We start from the raw sequence: 15,933 nt of genomic DNA on the forward strand, positions 1-15,933 counted from the left end.
CTGTCCCGCCCGCCTAGGACACCTGGGGGTCACCCGCCCATGAGCAGAGCCGAACAACCGTCCCGCAGGACCGTCCTCGCCGCGGCGGTCGCCGCCGCCGTCGCGGGCAGCGCCGGCCCGGCCGCCGCCGACACCCCGGACGCGACCGGCCGCGACGCCGAGGCCGACCCCGTCCGCCCTGTCGACAACCGCGCCTGGACCGCGTACGCGGACTGGTGCGGCGGCACCTTCAAGGGCTCCCGTGCCGTCGCCGGCACGCGGCCCGGGGTCGTGATCGGTACGCCGGCCGGCACGGTCGACTACACCGATCCGCACACCGGAAAGACGGCGGCCTGGGAGTACGCGACCTGGACGTCCCCCGTGCACCGGCTCACGGTGCCCGCCACCGAGGTCATCGCCTCCTGGAACGCGCGCACCCCGGCCGGCACCTGGCTCCAGATCGAGCTGACCGGCACGTACTCGGACGGCACCGCCACCCCCTGGTACGTCATGGGCCGCTGGGCCTCCGGCGACCAGGACATCAAGCGGACCTCCGTCGACGACCAGACCGACGACAAGAGCACCGTCTGGACCGACACCTTCGCCATCGACGACCCGGCCACGGGCCTGCGCCTGGTCTCGTACCGGCTGCGTCTGACCCTCCACCGCAAGCCCGGCACCACGGCCACACCCACCGTCTGGCGCGTCGGCGCGATGGGCTCCGACGTCCCGGACCGCTTCACCGTGCCCGCCTCGACACCCGGCCCGGCGAAGGAACTGGTCGTCCCGCGCTACTCGCAGGAGATCCACAGCGGCCAGTACCCCGAGTACGACAACGGCGGCGAGGCCTGGTGCAGCCCCACCTCCTCGCAGATGATCATCGAGTACTGGGGGCGGAAGCCCACGGCGGAGCAACTGGCCTGGGTCGACCCGGCCTACGCCGACCCGCAGGTGTGCCACGCGGCCCGCTTCACCTACGACTTCCAGTACGGCGGCTGTGGCAACTGGCCCTTCAACGCGGCCTACGCGGCGACCTACCAGGACTTCCAGGGCGTGGTCACCCGGCTCGGCTCGCTCACCGACCTGGAGACGCTGATCGCGGCCGGTATCCCGGCCATAACGTCCCAGTCGTTCCTCAAGACCGAGCTGACGGGGGCGGGTTACGGTACCTCCGGCCATCTGATGACCGTGATCGGCTTCACCGCCGACGGCGATGTGATCGCCAACGACCCGTTCTCGGCGACGAACGAGGCCGTGCGCCGGGTCTATGCGCGGCGCGAGTTCGAGAACATCTGGCTGCGGACCAAGCGGTACAACGCCAGCGGCAAGGTCGCCTCCGGCACCGGCGGTGTCTGCTACCTGTACTTCCCGGCCCGGCCGACCGCCGCCCAGCTCGCGGCGCTCGCGGCGGTGGGCGTGCGCTGAACCGAAGAGGCCGAGGAGTCCGAAGCGGCTGACGAGACCGACGAGACCGACGAGACCGACGAGAACACGGCCCCCGGGAGACCGGGGGCCGTCCGTTTTCGGCCGGATGTGACCAACGTCTCGGCCATGAAAGCCCCGATGAATGGCAAGGTGGACAGAACGGTGGGGGAGTCCATCGCACACTGACCTCAGCGAGATGCCATGACCGCGAGCACTGCCGCAGCCCCCGCCCGCACCCGTACCGGCGGCCCCCAGGACGACGGCCCGAAGATCTTCGAGCACGTCATGGGCTGGACCTTCGTGGTCGTGCTCGCCATGCTCGTCGCCCAGCTCGGCCTGCTCTGAGCCGGTGCGATCCGCCCTGAACCAGGCCCCGGCGCCCTCGGTCGGAGTCGAACGTGCAGGTGGCTCCGGTCTGCCATACTTCGGATGTCCCGCCCGCAGTTGGAGACCAGGGCCCCGAATTGAACAGTAGTCGACAGCCTGCCGCAGAACGCCCGCGGGCCCGCGGCACCGACCGCTCTCTGGCGCGACGCGCCGAACTCATCGCCATCGGACGGAAACTGTTCGCCGATCGGTCGTACGACGCACTGTCGATGGACGACATCGCACGTCAGGCGCAGGTCGCCAAAGGGCTGATCTACTACTACTTCCAGTCCAAGCGCGGCTACTACCTCGCCATCGTCGAGGACTCGGTCGCCGACCTGGTCACCTTCGCGTCCAGCGGCCTCGCCCACGCACCCGTGGACCGGGTACACCGCACCCTCGACGCCTACCTGCGCTTCGCCGAGCACAACCAGGCCGCCTACCGCACGATCGTCAGCGGCGGCGTCGGCTTCGACGCCGAGGTGCACGCCATCCGGGACGGGGTGCGCGATGTGATCGTCGCGACCATCGCCGACGGCGCGTACGGCAGACAGGACATCGGCCCGCTGGCCCGCATGGGCCTGTTCGGCTGGGTGTGCAGCGTGGAGGGCGCCACCCTCGACTGGATCGACCGCCCCCAACTGCCCCGCGACATCATGCGCGAACTCCTCGTGAAGATGCTGGGCGGCGCCCTGCGCGCCATCGAGGAGCTCGACCCGGCGTATGTGACGCCGGAACCGGCCCGCCGGGACAACTGACCACCGGCCGACGGCGGTTGAGGGCGGAGGCTCGTGGTCCCCGCCCTCAACCGCCTTCCGGGTGCGCCTACTTGATCGCCCTGATCAGCTCACCGTTCGAGGTGTCGCCACTCAGCTCCCAGAAGAACGTGCCGCCCAGCCCCTGCTGGTTCTTGTACGCCATCTTCGTGGCGATGGTCGCCGGGGTGTCGTAACTCCACCAGTCGCTCCCGCACTTGGCGTACGCCGTCCCGCCGACGGTGCCGGTCGCGGGGCACTTGGTCTTCAGCACCTTGTAGTCCTCGAAGCCCGCCTCGTACGTACCCGCCGCCGGACCGGTCGCCGTGCCGCCGGGCGCCGACTGCGTCACGCCGGTCCAGCCGCGCCCGTAGAAGCCGATGCCGAGCAGCAGCTTCGAGGCCGGGATGCCGAGACCCTTGAGTTTCGCGATGGTCGCCGAGGTGTAGTAGCCGGCCTGCGGGATGCCGGGGTACGAGTTGAGCGCCGAGTGCGGAGCCGTCGGACCGGTCGCCGCCCAGGCGCCGAAGAAGTCGTACGTCATCGGGTTGTACCAGTCGACGTACCTGGCCGCGCCCGCGTAGTCCGCCGCGTCGATCTTGCCGCCGGGGGTGGCGTCGGCCGTGATCGCCGCCGTGACCAGGTTGCGGGAGCCGAACTTGGCCCGCAGCGCCGCCATCACGTTCTTGAAGGCCGCCCTGCCGCTGGTGTCACAGGTCAGGCCGCAGGCGTTCGGGTACTCCCAGTCGATGTCGATGCCGTCGAACACATCGGCCCACTGCGAGTTCTCGACCAGGTCGTAGCAGGACTGGGCGAACGCGGCCGGGTTCTGCGCGGCCTCGCCGAAACCGCCCGACCAGGTCCAACCGCCGAACGACCAGAGGACCTTGAGGTTCGGGTGCTTCCGCTTCAGCTCGCGCAGCTGGTTGAAGTTGCCGCGCAGCGGCTGGCTCGCGGTGTCGGCGACCCCGTCCACCGACTCGGCGGCGGTGTACGCCCGGCCGGTCGCCGCGTCGGCGTCGCCCATCACGCACTTGCCGCCGGTGACATTGCCGAAGGCGTAGTTGACGTGGGTCAGCCGGGCGGCCGAACCGGACGTCTCGATGTTCTTGACGTAGTACTTGCGGTCGTATGTGCCCCAGTCGGTGAAGTAGCCGAGAACCTTGGAGCCGGCGGCTTTCGGGGCGGGTTTCGCGGCGGCCTTCGAAACCGGCTGCGCTGTCTGCGCGGCGGTCGCGGTGCCCGCGCCGGCCAGCAGTCCGGCGCCGAGAACGGCACAACACGCGGCGGACACAAGGGCCTTGAAGCGGACACGGGGGAGGTGCGGTCTGTGCATCGGGCTGTCTCCTCGGAGGGGAGGGGAGCGTGGGGAGGCGGTGTCAGGAACTGCGGGCACAGTAAGTGGACTAGACCAGTGTGGTCAATGGTTCGGACCAATCCTGGAGTGAGGCCGATGTCCCGGGATGTGATCGAATAAACGCTCGTTAACCGGTGACGCGGTGCCGCCGATCGGGCATACTCGCAGCTCCACAGCCGTTCGCCGACCGCTTCCGCGACCCGGAAGAGCCAGCATCGGCCGTGACCAGCGACACCGGCGGACGCCCCCTACTCGGGCGCGCGTGTGCCGTCGCGCCCAACAGGGAGGAGAGCGTCGACATGCCCGACCACGCCCCGCAGCCGGTGGACCGTCAACTGCCCACGGACGAGGCCCGGGACCTGATCTCGCTCGTTCGCGACATCGCCCAGCGCGAGATCGCCCCGAAGGCGGCCGAGGAGGAGGACGCCGGACGCTTCCCGCGCGAAGTCTTCGCCCTGCTCTCGGAATCGGGACTGCTCGGCCTCCCGTACTCCTCCGACCACGGCGGCGGCGACCAGCCGTACGAGGTCTACCTCCAGGTCCTCGAAGAGCTGGCCGCGGCCCGCCTCACCGTCGGACTCGGCGCCAGTGTGCACACCCTGTCCTGCCACGCCCTCGCGAGCTACGGCACCAAGGAGCAACAGGCCGAACACCTCCCCGCGATGCTCGGCGGCGGCCTCCTCGGCGCGTACTGCCTCTCCGAACCCGCGTCCGGCTCCGACGCCGCCTCCCTGAGCACGAAGGCCGTCCGGGACGGCGACGACTGGGTGCTCACCGGCACCAAGGCCTGGATCACCCACGGCGGCATCGCCGACTTCTACACGGTCATGGCGCGCACGGGGGAGGAGGGCCCGCGCGGGATCACCGCGTTCCTGGCCCCCGGCGACGCGGCCGGACTCAACGCCGCAGCTCCCGAACGGAAGATGGGCCTCAAGGGCTCGCCCACCGCCCAGATCAACTTCGACGGGGTCCGGCTCGACGCCGGCCGACGCATCGGAGGGGAGGGGCAGGGCTTCGCCATCGCGCTGTCCGCGCTCGACTCCGGGCGTCTCGGCATCGCGGCCTGCGCGATCGGCGTGGCCCAGGCGGCACTCGACGAGGCGGTGGCCTACGCGACCGGGCGCCGGCAGTTCGGGCGGCCCATCTCCGACTTCCAGGGGCTGCGCTTCCTGCTCGCCGACATGGCCACGCAGATCGAGGCGGGCCGCGCGCTGTACCTCGCGGCGGCACGGCTGCGCGACGCGGGGCGGCCGTTCGCCAAGCAGGCCGCCATGGCCAAACTCCTGTGCACCGACGCGGCGATGAAGGTCACCACGGACGCGGTCCAGGTGCTCGGCGGCTACGGCTACACCGCGGACTTCCCGGTTGAGCGCTACATGCGCGAGGCGAAGGTCCTTCAGATCGTCGAGGGCACCAACCAGATCCAGCGGATGGTCATCGCCCGTCACCTCGCGGGTCCGGAGACACGCTGAACGGATCGACCACGATCCCGAGCCCGGCCGGCGGCGCAGCGAGCCGGACCCACTCCGGGTCGTAGCGCCCCGGCAGGGTGCGGCCGCGATCGGCCCAAGTGCGCAGCAGGGCACGGTAGATGGGCGGGTCGGGCGGAGCGGGTGGGGCCGGCGGGTTCGGCCGGCTCCGCGGAACCGATTCTGCCGAGCCGGTCGCGTAGGACTGGCGCGGACGTCCCGGCGCCGCGTACGTGGGGGTCGTCATGCCAGGGCAACGCGGTGACGGTCGATCAGGTCACCGCGCGCCGGATTCGGCTCTGAGTTCGCCCCTGAAGGGCGCGCATGCCGAACCCGCACCACGGCACGGAAACCGGCGAGCTGTGGTGCAGGGGTGGTCAGGAGGTTCGAGCGGACGCGCTCAGGCGGCGTGGCGCCGCATCTCGGGGACCCGCATCGGGCGCGAGCCCGGGCCGCCGACGTGCGAGAAGGGCTGGGTCCGCCAGTCGAGCCCCTGAGGGAGCGTCAACAGCAGGGCGGTGTGCTGCTCCTGGGGCTTGGCGGACTCGTCGTCCGTGGGCCGGGCGTCGGCCGCCGCGCGGCCCGTACCGGCGCAGACCGTGAGCCCGAACGGGTTCCACGGCGAAGCGCACAGCGCATGCTCCGGAAGGATCTCCTCGTCCGCGAGGAGCGCGATGGGCTGCGCGCAGTCCGGGCAGATCACCCGGAACATCTCGAAGGTGTCGTAGTCGTCGAGTTCCTCGCCGTCGAGTGCGTCGGGTTCGACGCTCTCCGGCTCGGGTTCGACGACCAACTGGGGCCTCTTGGGCGCGGTGCGACCAGGGCGCTTAAGACTCTGCATGGGTTACTCCCCCTCGGGCTGGGCCGACAAGGCGCTGCGGCCTCGACCACAGCAAGCACTTCCCGCCCGGTCTCGGCGGTAATCGCGAGACCATCAGGGAGCACGTTCGAGGGCTGTGGCGTTCGTCACATGCCGTTCGCAGGTGCCCGTGGCGTTGCTTTTGTCCCTCATACGGCTCACAGGGCACTCCCCGTCACATCACGAACAGGGTGTGACCTGCACCGCTCAGGTATCGGAGGAGATCAACGGCACTGTAGGTTCTGCGCCATGGAGGAGCTGGACCGACAGATCGTGCAGCTGCTCGTCAAGGACGGGCGGATGAGTTACACCGACCTGGGCAAGGCCACGGGCCTGTCCACGTCTGCCGTGCACCAGCGGGTGCGCCGGCTGGAACAGCGTGGCGTCATCCGCGGTTACGCCGCGGTCGTCGACCCGGAGGCCGTGGGGCTGCCCATGACGGCCTTCATCTCGGTGAAACCCTTCGACCCCAGCGCCCCGGACGACATCGCGGAACGCCTCCGGGACGTCCCGGAACTCGAGGCGTGCCACAGCGTGGCGGGCGAGGAGAACTACATCCTCAAGGTCCGCGTAGCCACCCCCCACGAGCTGGAGGAACTCCTGGCCAGGGTCCGCAGCCTGGCAGGCGTCTCGACCCGCACGACGGTGGTCCTGTCGACACCGTACGAGGCGAGACCCCCGAAGATCTGAACATCTGACGTCGGCCTTGACTGTGGGCAGTAGTTCCGCCCAGCCGACAGCGCCGGGTGCCATGACAACAGGCCCCAGGTGCAGCACAGCCGGGCGCTCGCGGGAAACTGTCCCCATGAGTGAACGCCCAGCCCAGCCCGACACCGTCCTCCTCCGCGGCGGCGAAGTCCACAGCCCCGCCGACCCCTTCGCGACCGCGATGGTCGTCGAGCGAGGCCACATCGCCTGGGTCGGCTCGGAGGGCGCCGCGGACGCCTTCGCGGGTGCGGCGGACGAGGTGATCGACCTCGACGGCGCCCTCGTCACCCCGGCGTTCACCGACGCACACGTGCACACCACCGCCACGGGACTCGCCCTCACCGGCCTCGACCTCTCCGACGCCCCCTCCCTCGACGCGGCCCTCACCCTCGTACGCGAGTTCGCCGCCGCCCGCCCGGCCGACCGCGTCCTGCTCGGCCACGGCTGGGACGCCGCCCGCTGGCCCGGTGGCCGCCCGCCGACCCGCGCCGAGCTGGACGAGGCCACCGGCGGACGCCCGCTGTACCTCAGCCGGATCGACGTCCACTCGGCGGTCGTGACGACGGCACTGCTCGACCTGGTCCGGGGCGACACCGGCCGCCCCGACGCCCCGCTGACCGGCGACGCCCACCACACGGTCCGGGCCGCCGCCCTGGGCGCGGTGACCCCGGCACAGCGCACCGAGGCCCAGCGGGCCGCCCTCGCGCGCGCCGCCTCGCTCGGCATCGGCTCCGTCCACGAGTGCGCCGGGCCGGAGATCTCCTCGGAGGACGACTTCACCGGGCTGCTCCGCCTCGCCGCCGAGGAACCGGGCCCCCGCGTCGTCGGCTACTGGGCCGAACAGGACGTCGAGAAGGCCCGTGCCCTGGGCGCGCTCGGCGCCGCCGGTGACCTGTTCGTCGACGGCGCCCTCGGCTCGCACACCGCCTGCCTGCACGAGCCGTACAGCGACCAGGCGGGCCACACGGGCACCGCCTACCTGGACACCGCTGCCGTCGCCGCCCATGTCGTCGCCTGCACCGAGGCGGGGCTCCAGGCGGGCTTCCACGCCATCGGGGACGCCGCTGTGACCTCCGTGGTCGAGGGAGTGCGCGCCGCCGCCGAGAAGGTCGGCCTGGCCCGCGTCCGCGCCGCCCGGCACCGCGTCGAGCACGCCGAGCTGCTCACCCCCGAGACCATCGCCGCCTTCGCCGAGCTGGGCCTCACCGCGTCCGTACAGCCCGCCTTCGACGCCCTGTGGGGCGGCGAGGACGGCATGTACGCCCAGCGCCTCGGCGCCGACCGCGCGCGGGCCCTGAACCCCTTCGCGGCCCTCCTGAAGGCCGGCGTCCCGCTCGCCCTGGGCTCGGACAGCCCCGTCACCCCGCTCGACCCCTGGGGCACGGTCCGCGCCGCGGCCTTCCACCGCACCCCGGAGCACCGCATCTCGGTCCGCGCCGCCTTCACGGCCCACACCCGCGGCGGCTGGCGGGCCGTCGGACGCGACGACGCGGGCGTCCTGGTGCCGGGCGCCCCCGCGGACTACGCCGTGTGGCGCACCGGCGCCCTCCTGGTCCAGGCCCCCGACGACCGGGTCGCCCGCTGGTCCACCGACCCCCGCTCCGGTACCCCGGGCCTGCCGGATCTCACCCCGGGCGCCGACCTCCCCGTGTGTCTGCGCACGGTGGTGGGCGGACGAACGGTGTTCGTACGGCCGGGCGAGTGATCTCCCGGGGTGGCGCGATACGGATCGATGGCCGACACGCCGTCGCGCGACCTGCGTATCCTCGGCGTTGACCAGGCGATTGAGGAAAGAACCGCAGGTCAAGCAGCTGTTGACAGCCGACGGCAGGTGGCCGGTAGGTTCGGCCGGGTCCACCACCGGACGCCCGACCGGGGAACCTCCGAGCAGTCGCCCAAGCGCCGCTGGGTCAGGGATGGTGTGCCGCACCGGCGCACCGTCACTGGCAGCCAGGCCCAGCGCCCGCGCCACGGCGACGGAACGTTCCACCCGGTCGGCAAGGTGTGACCCGGGTGGGGCCCGGACGTCCAGTAGACAACGGCTTTCGGTCGACCCGCAGCCAGCGGGTCCCAGGTCGGCCCGAAGGGCGCCGGGCCCCGATCCGCAGCGTGCACAGGTGACGAAGCGGACTTCCTTACCCGTCTCTTCCCGAATAGACACCCCTGTAGGAACGTGCCGACACGTCGGCGCAGGCTGCGGCCACTATGGTGGACCTCTGCGTACGGACTTGAAGGGGCAGCAGTGAACGACGGCGACGGGACCCTCGCGGCAGAAGCCCAGGGGAGGCGGTTCGGCCCGCTCGGCACGGCCTTGGTGATCATTCCGACCTACAACGAGGCGGAGAACATCAAGAAGATCGTCGGCCGGGTGCGTGAGGCCGTCCCCGACGCCCACGTTCTCGTGGCGGACGACAACAGCCCCGACGGCACCGGCAAGCTCGCCGACGAACTGGCCGTCGACGACGACCAGGTCCAGGTGCTGCACCGCAAGGGCAAGGAAGGGCTCGGCGCCGCCTACCTCGCGGGCTTCCGCTGGGGCATGGACAACGGCTACGGCGTCCTGATCGAGATGGACGCCGACGGCTCCCACCAGCCCGAGGAACTGCCCCGCCTGCTGACCGCCCTCAAGGGCGCCGACCTGGTCCTCGGCTCCCGCTGGGTGCCGGGCGGCAGGGTGGTCAACTGGCCCAAGACCCGCGAGTTCATCTCCCGTGGCGGCAGCCTCTACTCGCGGATCGCCCTGGACCTCCCCCTCCGCGACATCACGGGCGGCTACCGCGCCTTCCGCCGTGAGACCCTCGAAGGCCTCGGCCTCGACGAGGTCGCCTCGCAGGGCTACTGCTTCCAGGTCGACCTGGCCCGCCGCGCCATCAGGACCGGCTATCACGTGGTCGAGGTGCCCATCACCTTCGTCGAGCGCGAACACGGCGACTCCAAGATGAGCCGGGACATCATGGTCGAGGCGCTCTGGCGGGTCACGATGTGGGGTGTGGGGGAGCGAGTGAACAAGGCCCGCGGCAGGACCAGGAAGCCGTAGCAGCCCGTCCCGGGTCCGCCCGTACGACTTCACAGACTCCGTTGATCATCCTCTTATCCTGTGCTGAGCCCGGCCCAGGCACACTGGACGTATGACGACTGGCGCACCGATTCCCACGTATCCCGCCCGGCCGCGGCGTTCCCGGCTGCGCACCTTCCTGCCGCTGGGCATCGCCGCCTGGCTGGTGCTGGAGATCTGGTTGCTGACCGTGGTCGCCGGCGCGGCGAGCGGCTTCACGGTCTTCCTGCTCCTGGTCGCCGGATTCGTGCTCGGCTCCGTGGTCATCAAACGGGCCGGCCGCCGGGCCTTCCGCAACCTCACGGAGACGCTGCAACAGCAGCAGGCCGGCGGCATGCCGGCGGCGGCCACGGCTCGCCCCGGCGGCAGCGAGGGCAACGGCCTGATGATGCTCGGCGGCCTGCTGCTGATGCTGCCCGGCCTGATCTCGGACGCGTTGGGCCTGCTCCTGCTGATCCCCCCGCTCCAGAAGGCGATCAGCCGCTACGCGGAACGCACCTTCGAACGCAAACTGCGGGAGGCGACCCCGGGCACCCTGGGCGACGCCTTCCAGCAGGCCCGTATGCACCGCCCGGACGGCAAGGTGGTCCAGGGCGAGGTCATCCGCGAGGACGGCACGGACGCACGAGGCGACCAGCGCCCGCCGCTCAGCAGCTAGCTGGGATCACCGGTCGGCGGGCTGGGATTTCCAGCCCGTCCGGCGTTTGAGGACGAGCCCGAAGGGCGAAGGGGGTCTGGGGCGCAGCCCCAGGAACCGCAACCCCCACCCAGCGCCTAGAAAACGCGAAACCGCAGGCACCGTACGCAAACCTCACGTACGGCACCTGCGGTATCACGCGTGCTGTGTATGCCGCCCAGCCCCCGGAGGGCTACGCGGACTTGCGGCTGTCCCGCGGATGTACCGCGATGTTCATCGCTCCGGAGCGGAGTACGGCCAGTCGCTCCTCGAGGACCTCTTCGAGTTCCTCGCGGGTGCGCCGCTCCATCAGCATGTCCCAATGCGTACGCGCGGGCTTGGCCTTCTTCTCCTCAGGGCCGTCGCCGTCCACGAGGAGTGCCTGGGCCCCGCAGACCTTGCACTCCCACTCCGGCGGGATCTCCGCCTCGACCGAGAAGGGCATCTCAAAGCGATGCCCCTTCTCGCATGCGTACTCCACGGCCTGGCGCGGGGCCAGGTCGATGCCGCGGTCCGTCTCGTAGCTGGTCACCACGAGGCGCGTGCCGCGAAGAGCTCGCTCACTCATGAATCGTGCCTCCCGGGCTTGTCGCCCACAGGACAGGTGTCGCTGTCGTCGTCATCCGGTCAACGTCCGGTCGGCGGTAAAGATTCCCGTCCCGTGTCCCGTTTCGGGTCATGCGTCGCCGTCGTAGCCGCCCCTTGTTGTACCCACCAGCGCCCGGTTTGTCACATCTGCAAGCAGATGTCATCCAACGCTTCATCATCTTTGACGCGCAGTAACGGTACGCCTGGCAGGCCAACGGCGTACACTACCGCTCTTTTGCCGTGGATGCTAAATCCTTTCGGGAACGGGATTGCCCGCGTCGCGGATCGCCCGGCCCACCGGAACCCGCGCGAGCAGCGCGAACCCGAGGACGAAGAAGGCCACGAGCGAGATGATCGCGTCCCGGTAGCTTCCGGTCAGTTGATAGGTGATCCCGAACAGAAGTGGACCGAGCCAGCTCATACCCCGGTCGCTCATCTCGTACGCCGAGAAGTATTCGGCCTCTTTGCCGGGCGGCACCAGATGTGAGAACAGGGACCGGGACAGGGCCTGGCTGCCGCCGAGGACCAGGCCGATCCCGGCGGCCAGCACGAAGAACCACACCGGCGCGCCGGCCGGCAGGAAGTACCCCGCCGCCAGCGTCACCGTCCACGCCACCAGTGAGCCGAGAATCGTCCGCTTGGCCCCGTACACCCGGGCCAGCCGGCCCATCGCCAGCGCTCCCGCCACCGCGAGCACCTGCACCAGCAGGATCGCCCCGATGAGGGTCGACTGGCCGAGCCCGAGTTCCTCGGAGCCGTACACCGAGGCCTGCGAGATCACGGTCTGGATGCCGTCGTTGTAGACGAGGTAGGCGAGCAGGAAGGAGAGGGTGAGCGGATGGCGGCGCATGTCACGGACGGTCGCCGCGAGCTGTCGCAGCCCCGGGGAGGTGGGCTCCTTCGTGACGCCTTCCTCCGTTTCCTCTTCGGCGGCCCGGCGGTCGCGGAGCCTGCGCAGCGGTACGAGGGTGAAGGCGCCCCACCACAGACCCGCCGAGGCCAGACAGATGCGGACGGCCATGCCCTCGGAGAGGCCGAAGGAGTCGTGGGCCGTGTACAGCACCAGGTTGACGACGAGGACCAGCGCGCCCGCCGCGTAGCCGAACGCCCAGCCGCGCGAGGAGACCGCGTCGCGCTCCTCGGCCGGGGCGATCTGGGGGAGGTAGGAGTTGTAGAGCATCATCGAGACGGACTGGGCCGCGTTGGCGACGATCAGCAGCAGCCCGCCGAGCAGATAGCGGTCTCCGTCGAGGAAGAACATGCACGCCGTCGCCGTGGCGCCCACATAGGCGGCGGCCCCCAGGAGCGGCTTCTTGCGGCCGGTGCGGTCGGCGGCGGCGCCCACCAGGGGCATGACCAGTACGGCCACGATGACCGACAGGGACACCGAGTACGCGAAGAACGAACCCGCGCGGACCGGTATGCCCAGCGGATGCACGAACCCGTCCGCGTCGGCCGCTTCCTCGGCGACCGACGTCAGATAGGGGCCCAGGAACACGGTGAGCACGCTCGTCGAGTAGACGGAGCATGCCCAGTCGTAGAAGTACCAGCCGCGCTGCTCGCGCCTGCGCCCGGCGGCCTCCTCGGCCGCCTCGTCCCGCACGGTGTCGGTGCCCACCCGTGCCCCTCGCTTTCCCCGTGAAGGCGGTGCGCGCGGGGCGTCAGAACCAGGTGCCCCGGTCCTCGAGAACCTTGCGCAACGTGTCGATGTGATCGGTCATGATGCCATCGACTCCCAGGTCCAGGAGCCGGTGCATGCGATCGGGATCGTTGACCGTCCACACATGGACGTGCAGCCCGCGCGCGTGGGCGGTGCGCACGAACCTCCGGTCGACCACCGGGATGCCCGACTGCGCCTCGGGAACCTGAGCCGCGACCGCCGACCGGCGCACCCCCACGGGCACACCCCAGGAGCGCAGCCGCAGGTTGAGGACGCCCCGGGTGCCGTACGAGGTCGCCAGCCGCGGACCCGCGAGCCGCTGGGCGCGCACCACGCGTGCCTCGGAGAAGGAGCCGACGCAGATCCGGTCCCAGCAGCCGGTCCGCTTGATCAGGTCGAGCAGCGGGCGCAGGGCGGGCTCGGCCTTGACGTCGACGTTCCAGCGCGCCTCGGGGAAGGCTTCGAGCAGGTCCTCGAAGAGGGGCACCGGCTCGCTGCCCGCCACGCGCGCGTGCTGTACGTCGGACCACGGGAGGTCCGCGATCAGGCCGCCGCCGTCGGTCACCCGGTCCAGCGTCGAGTCGTGGAGGGCGACGAGTTTTCCGTCCGCCGTGCAGTGGACGTCGGTTTCCAGATAGCGGTAGCCCGCCTCGATCGCCCGCCGGAACTGGAGCATCGTGTTCTCCAGCCCGTCCGCCGCCCCGCCCCGGTGGGCGAAGGGGATCGGGCCGGGATGGTCGAGGTAGGGATGGCGTATCCGCGTGGTCACGGTCGCAGTATCGCCTCTTCCGGTTGACCGGCGGCAACGACCGTGCTGCCGCCCGGTGCCGCCAGGACGGCGAACACACGCAGGAACAGCTGCGCCAGCGGTCCGATCGCCACGGCATACAGCACCGTGCCGATCCCCACCGTGCCGCCCAGGGCGAAGCCCGTCGCCACCACCGCCAGCTCGATCGCCGTACGGACGAGCCGGATCGAGCGGCCGGTGCGCCGGTGGAGGCCGGTCATCAGGCCGTCGCGCGGGCCCGGGCCGAGGCTCGCCGCGATGTACAGGCCGGTGGCCACACCGTTGAGGACGATGCCCGCCACCAGAAGCGGGACGCGGGCGGTGAGGGCGTGCGCGTCGGGGACCAGGGCGAGTGTGCCGTCCATGGCGAGGCCGACGACGAAGACGTTCGAGACCGTGCCGAGGCCCGGGCGCTGGCGCAGCGGGATCCACAGGAGCAGCACGGCGGCGCCCACGAAGATCGACACGACGCCGATCGTCAGCCCGGTCAGCTTGGCCAGCCCCTGGTGCAGCACGCCCCAGGGCTCCAGACCGAGGCCCGACTCGACGAGCAGGGCCGAGCTGGCGCCGTACAGCGCGAGACCGGCGTAGAGCTGGACCAACCGTCGCCCGAGACGGTCCTGCGCCGACAACGAACTCACGAGTTGTCCCCCAGTGGTGGTAGTGGCCTGGCACATGACACCCTGTGGCTTGGGATCGGATCGTATCCATGGCCAATTCGGGGAAGGTGGACTGATTCGTATGGTGCAGTGGACTTCGGCGGTGGGTACCGCGCAGCTCGCCCGGCTGCTCACCTCCCAGCAGGACCGCCCCGCGGGCCCCGGCACCCGCCGCCCGCCCGCCTACCGTTCGCTGGCCGACGGCATTCGCCTGCTGGTCCTTGAAGGCCGGGTGCCGGTCGCCGCCCGCCTCCCCGCCGAACGCGAACTGGCCCTCTCCCTCTCCGTCAGCCGCACCACGGTCGCCGCCGCCTATGAGGCGCTGCGCGCCGAGGGCTTCCTGGAGTCCCGCCGTGGCGCGGGCAGCTGGACCGCTGTACCCGCGGGTAACCCACTTCCCGCGCGCGGGCTCGAACCGCTGCCCCCCGAGGCACTCGGCTCGGTGATCGACCTCGGTACGGCGGCCCTGCCCGCGCCCGAGCCCTGGCTCACCCGTGCCGTCCAGGGCGCCCTGGAGGAACTGCCCCCGTACGCGCACACGCACGGCGACTACCCGGCCGGGCTGCCCGCGCTGCGCGCGATGATCGCCGAGCGCTACACCGCGCGCGGGATCCCCACCATGCCCGAACAGATCATGGTGACGACCGGCGCGATGGGCGCCATAGACGCGATCTGTCATCTCTTCTCCGGCCGGGGCGAACGCATCGCCGTGGAGTCGCCCTCGTACGCCAACATCCTTCAGCTGATGCGGGAGGCGGGCGCCCGGCTCGTGCCCGTCGCGATGGCCGAGGGGCTCGCCGGCTGGGACCTGGACCGCTGGCGCCAGGTGCTGCGCGAGGCTGCGCCCCGGATCGCGTACGTCGTCGCCGACTTCCACAACCCCACCGGCGCGCTCGCCGACGAGGACCAGCGGCGCCAGCTCGTGGACGCGGCACGGTCGGCGGGCACGGTGCTCGTCGCCGACGAGACGATGACCGAGCTGTGGCTGGACCCGGATGTCGAGATGCCACGCCCGGTGTGCGGCTTCGACCCCGCCGGGTCGACGGTCATCACCGTGGGTTCCGCCAGCAAGGCCTTCTGGGCCGGGATGCGCATCGGCTGGGTCCGGGCGGCTCCGGACATCATCCGCAGCCTCGTCGCCGCGCGTGCCTACGCCGACCTGGGCACGCCTGTGCTCGAACAGCTGGCCATCAACTGGTTGCTGAGCACGGGAGGCTGGGAGCAGGCGGTCGCGATGCGCCGCGAACAGGCCCGGGACAACCGGGACGCGCTGGTCGCGGCGGTACGACGGGAGCTGCCGGACTGGGAGTTCACGGTGCCCAGGGGCGGGCTCACGCTGTGGGTCCGTACGGGCGGGCTGTCCGGGTCACGGCTCGCGGAGGCGGGGGAGCGGGTGGGGGTACGGGTGCCGTCGGGGCCGCGGTTCGGGGTCGACGGGGCCTTCGAGGGGTATGTGCGGCTGCCGTTCACCGTGGGGGGAGCGTTGGCGGACGAAGCGGCGGTGCGGTTGGCTGCGGCGGCGCGGATTGTGGTGAGCGGGGGGTCGGGGGGAGGCGAGTCTCCCCGCTCGTTCGTGGCGTAGCAGGCACC

At 71.2% G+C, this 15,933-nt stretch carries 17 protein-coding genes; 10 read left to right on the forward strand and 7 right to left on the reverse strand.

The annotated features are described in order from the left end of the window. Nucleotides 1-39 precede the first annotated feature (39 nt). The 3 genes from ACWDR4_RS31345 to ACWDR4_RS31355 all read left to right on the forward strand — a co-directional run bounded on the left by ACWDR4_RS31345 (nucleotide 40) and on the right by ACWDR4_RS31355 (nucleotide 2,528). On the forward strand, nucleotides 40-1,404 hold the full coding sequence (locus ACWDR4_RS31345; RefSeq protein ID WP_450413481.1) for a peptidase C39 family protein: 1,365 nt from the start codon (nucleotides 40-42) through the stop codon (nucleotides 1,402-1,404). 201 nt (nucleotides 1,405-1,605) lie between these two features. Continuing rightward, on the forward strand, nucleotides 1,606-1,749 hold the full coding sequence (locus ACWDR4_RS31350; protein ID WP_450413482.1) for an SCO1431 family membrane protein: 144 nt from the start codon (nucleotides 1,606-1,608) through the stop codon (nucleotides 1,747-1,749). 119 nt (nucleotides 1,750-1,868) lie between these two features. Continuing rightward, complete coding sequence (locus ACWDR4_RS31355) at nucleotides 1,869-2,528, forward strand: TetR/AcrR family transcriptional regulator (protein ID WP_450413483.1); 660 nt, start codon at nucleotides 1,869-1,871, stop codon at nucleotides 2,526-2,528. A 67-nt stretch (nucleotides 2,529-2,595) separates the two neighbouring features. On the opposite strand, the gene ACWDR4_RS31360 is transcribed toward ACWDR4_RS31355, so the two are convergent. After that, nucleotides 2,596-3,861, reverse strand: coding sequence for a glycoside hydrolase family 18 protein (locus tag ACWDR4_RS31360; RefSeq protein WP_450413484.1), 1,266 nt, complete (start codon nucleotides 3,859-3,861; stop codon nucleotides 2,596-2,598). 320 nt (nucleotides 3,862-4,181) lie between these two features. Here ACWDR4_RS31360 and ACWDR4_RS31365 point away from each other — a divergent pair, with 320 nt between their 5' ends. Beyond that, nucleotides 4,182-5,354: an acyl-CoA dehydrogenase family protein gene (locus tag ACWDR4_RS31365; RefSeq protein WP_450413485.1), complete on the forward strand. Its 1,173-nt coding sequence runs from the start codon at nucleotides 4,182-4,184 to the stop codon at nucleotides 5,352-5,354. Here ACWDR4_RS31365 and ACWDR4_RS31370 read toward each other — a convergent pair. Next, the gene (locus ACWDR4_RS31370) at nucleotides 5,317-5,598 is read right to left on the reverse strand and encodes a hypothetical protein (RefSeq protein WP_450413486.1); all 282 of its coding nucleotides are present in this window, start codon (nucleotides 5,596-5,598) and stop codon (nucleotides 5,317-5,319) included. The genes ACWDR4_RS31365 and ACWDR4_RS31370 overlap by 38 nt on opposite strands. A gap of 153 nt (nucleotides 5,599-5,751) precedes the next feature. Further along, on the reverse strand, nucleotides 5,752-6,192 hold the full coding sequence (locus tag ACWDR4_RS31375; protein ID WP_450413487.1) for a hypothetical protein: 441 nt from the start codon (nucleotides 6,190-6,192) through the stop codon (nucleotides 5,752-5,754). A gap of 267 nt (nucleotides 6,193-6,459) precedes the next feature. On the opposite strand from ACWDR4_RS31375, the gene ACWDR4_RS31380 reads away from it, so the two are divergent. The 5 genes from ACWDR4_RS31380 to fxsA all read left to right on the forward strand — a co-directional run bounded on the left by ACWDR4_RS31380 (nucleotide 6,460) and on the right by fxsA (nucleotide 10,631). Further along, entirely contained in the window at nucleotides 6,460-6,900 is a 441-nt protein-coding gene (locus ACWDR4_RS31380; protein ID WP_369032082.1) for an Lrp/AsnC family transcriptional regulator, read from the forward strand. Nucleotides 6,901-7,015: 115 nt separating this feature from the next. Beyond that, nucleotides 7,016-8,623 (forward strand): amidohydrolase, encoded by a 1,608-nt coding sequence (locus ACWDR4_RS31385; protein WP_450413488.1) that lies wholly within the window; start codon nucleotides 7,016-7,018, stop codon nucleotides 8,621-8,623. Between the two features lie 27 nt (nucleotides 8,624-8,650). Then, nucleotides 8,651-8,926, forward strand: coding sequence for a hypothetical protein (locus ACWDR4_RS31390; protein ID WP_450413489.1), 276 nt, complete (start codon nucleotides 8,651-8,653; stop codon nucleotides 8,924-8,926). Nucleotides 8,927-9,160: 234 nt separating this feature from the next. Then, nucleotides 9,161-9,955 carry a polyprenol monophosphomannose synthase gene (locus ACWDR4_RS31395; protein WP_450413490.1) on the forward strand — a complete coding sequence of 265 codons (795 nt, stop codon included), beginning with the start codon at nucleotides 9,161-9,163 and terminating at the stop codon, nucleotides 9,953-9,955. A 91-nt stretch (nucleotides 9,956-10,046) separates the two neighbouring features. Next, complete coding sequence (gene fxsA / locus ACWDR4_RS31400; RefSeq protein ID WP_450413491.1) at nucleotides 10,047-10,631, forward strand: FxsA family membrane protein; 585 nt, start codon at nucleotides 10,047-10,049, stop codon at nucleotides 10,629-10,631. Between the two features lie 211 nt (nucleotides 10,632-10,842). Here the strand turns inward: fxsA and ACWDR4_RS31405 are convergent, their stop codons facing one another. The 4 genes from ACWDR4_RS31405 to yczE all read right to left on the reverse strand — a co-directional run bounded on the left by ACWDR4_RS31405 (nucleotide 10,843) and on the right by yczE (nucleotide 14,361). Further along, nucleotides 10,843-11,217: an RNA polymerase-binding protein RbpA gene (locus tag ACWDR4_RS31405; protein WP_003977404.1), complete on the reverse strand. Its 375-nt coding sequence runs from the start codon at nucleotides 11,215-11,217 to the stop codon at nucleotides 10,843-10,845. 267 nt (nucleotides 11,218-11,484) lie between these two features. Further along, nucleotides 11,485-12,855 carry an MFS transporter gene (locus ACWDR4_RS31410; RefSeq protein ID WP_450413492.1) on the reverse strand — a complete coding sequence of 457 codons (1,371 nt, stop codon included), beginning with the start codon at nucleotides 12,853-12,855 and terminating at the stop codon, nucleotides 11,485-11,487. A gap of 43 nt (nucleotides 12,856-12,898) precedes the next feature. Continuing rightward, on the reverse strand, nucleotides 12,899-13,666 hold the full coding sequence (locus tag ACWDR4_RS31415) for a glycerophosphodiester phosphodiesterase (protein WP_450413493.1): 768 nt from the start codon (nucleotides 13,664-13,666) through the stop codon (nucleotides 12,899-12,901). Next, nucleotides 13,663-14,361, reverse strand: a complete 699-nt coding sequence (gene yczE, locus ACWDR4_RS31420; RefSeq protein ID WP_450413494.1) for a membrane protein YczE — start codon at nucleotides 14,359-14,361, stop codon at nucleotides 13,663-13,665. The genes ACWDR4_RS31415 and yczE overlap by 4 nt, the downstream gene beginning before the upstream one ends. A 64-nt stretch (nucleotides 14,362-14,425) precedes the next feature. Between yczE and ACWDR4_RS31425 the strand changes: the two genes are divergently transcribed. Beyond that, the gene (locus tag ACWDR4_RS31425) at nucleotides 14,426-15,925 is read left to right on the forward strand and encodes an SCO1417 family MocR-like transcription factor (RefSeq protein WP_450413495.1); all 1,500 of its coding nucleotides are present in this window, start codon (nucleotides 14,426-14,428) and stop codon (nucleotides 15,923-15,925) included. The last annotated feature ends 8 nt before the right edge of the window (nucleotides 15,926-15,933 follow it).

The sequence above is a fragment of the Streptomyces sp. NPDC000878 genome (genome assembly GCF_053599695.1).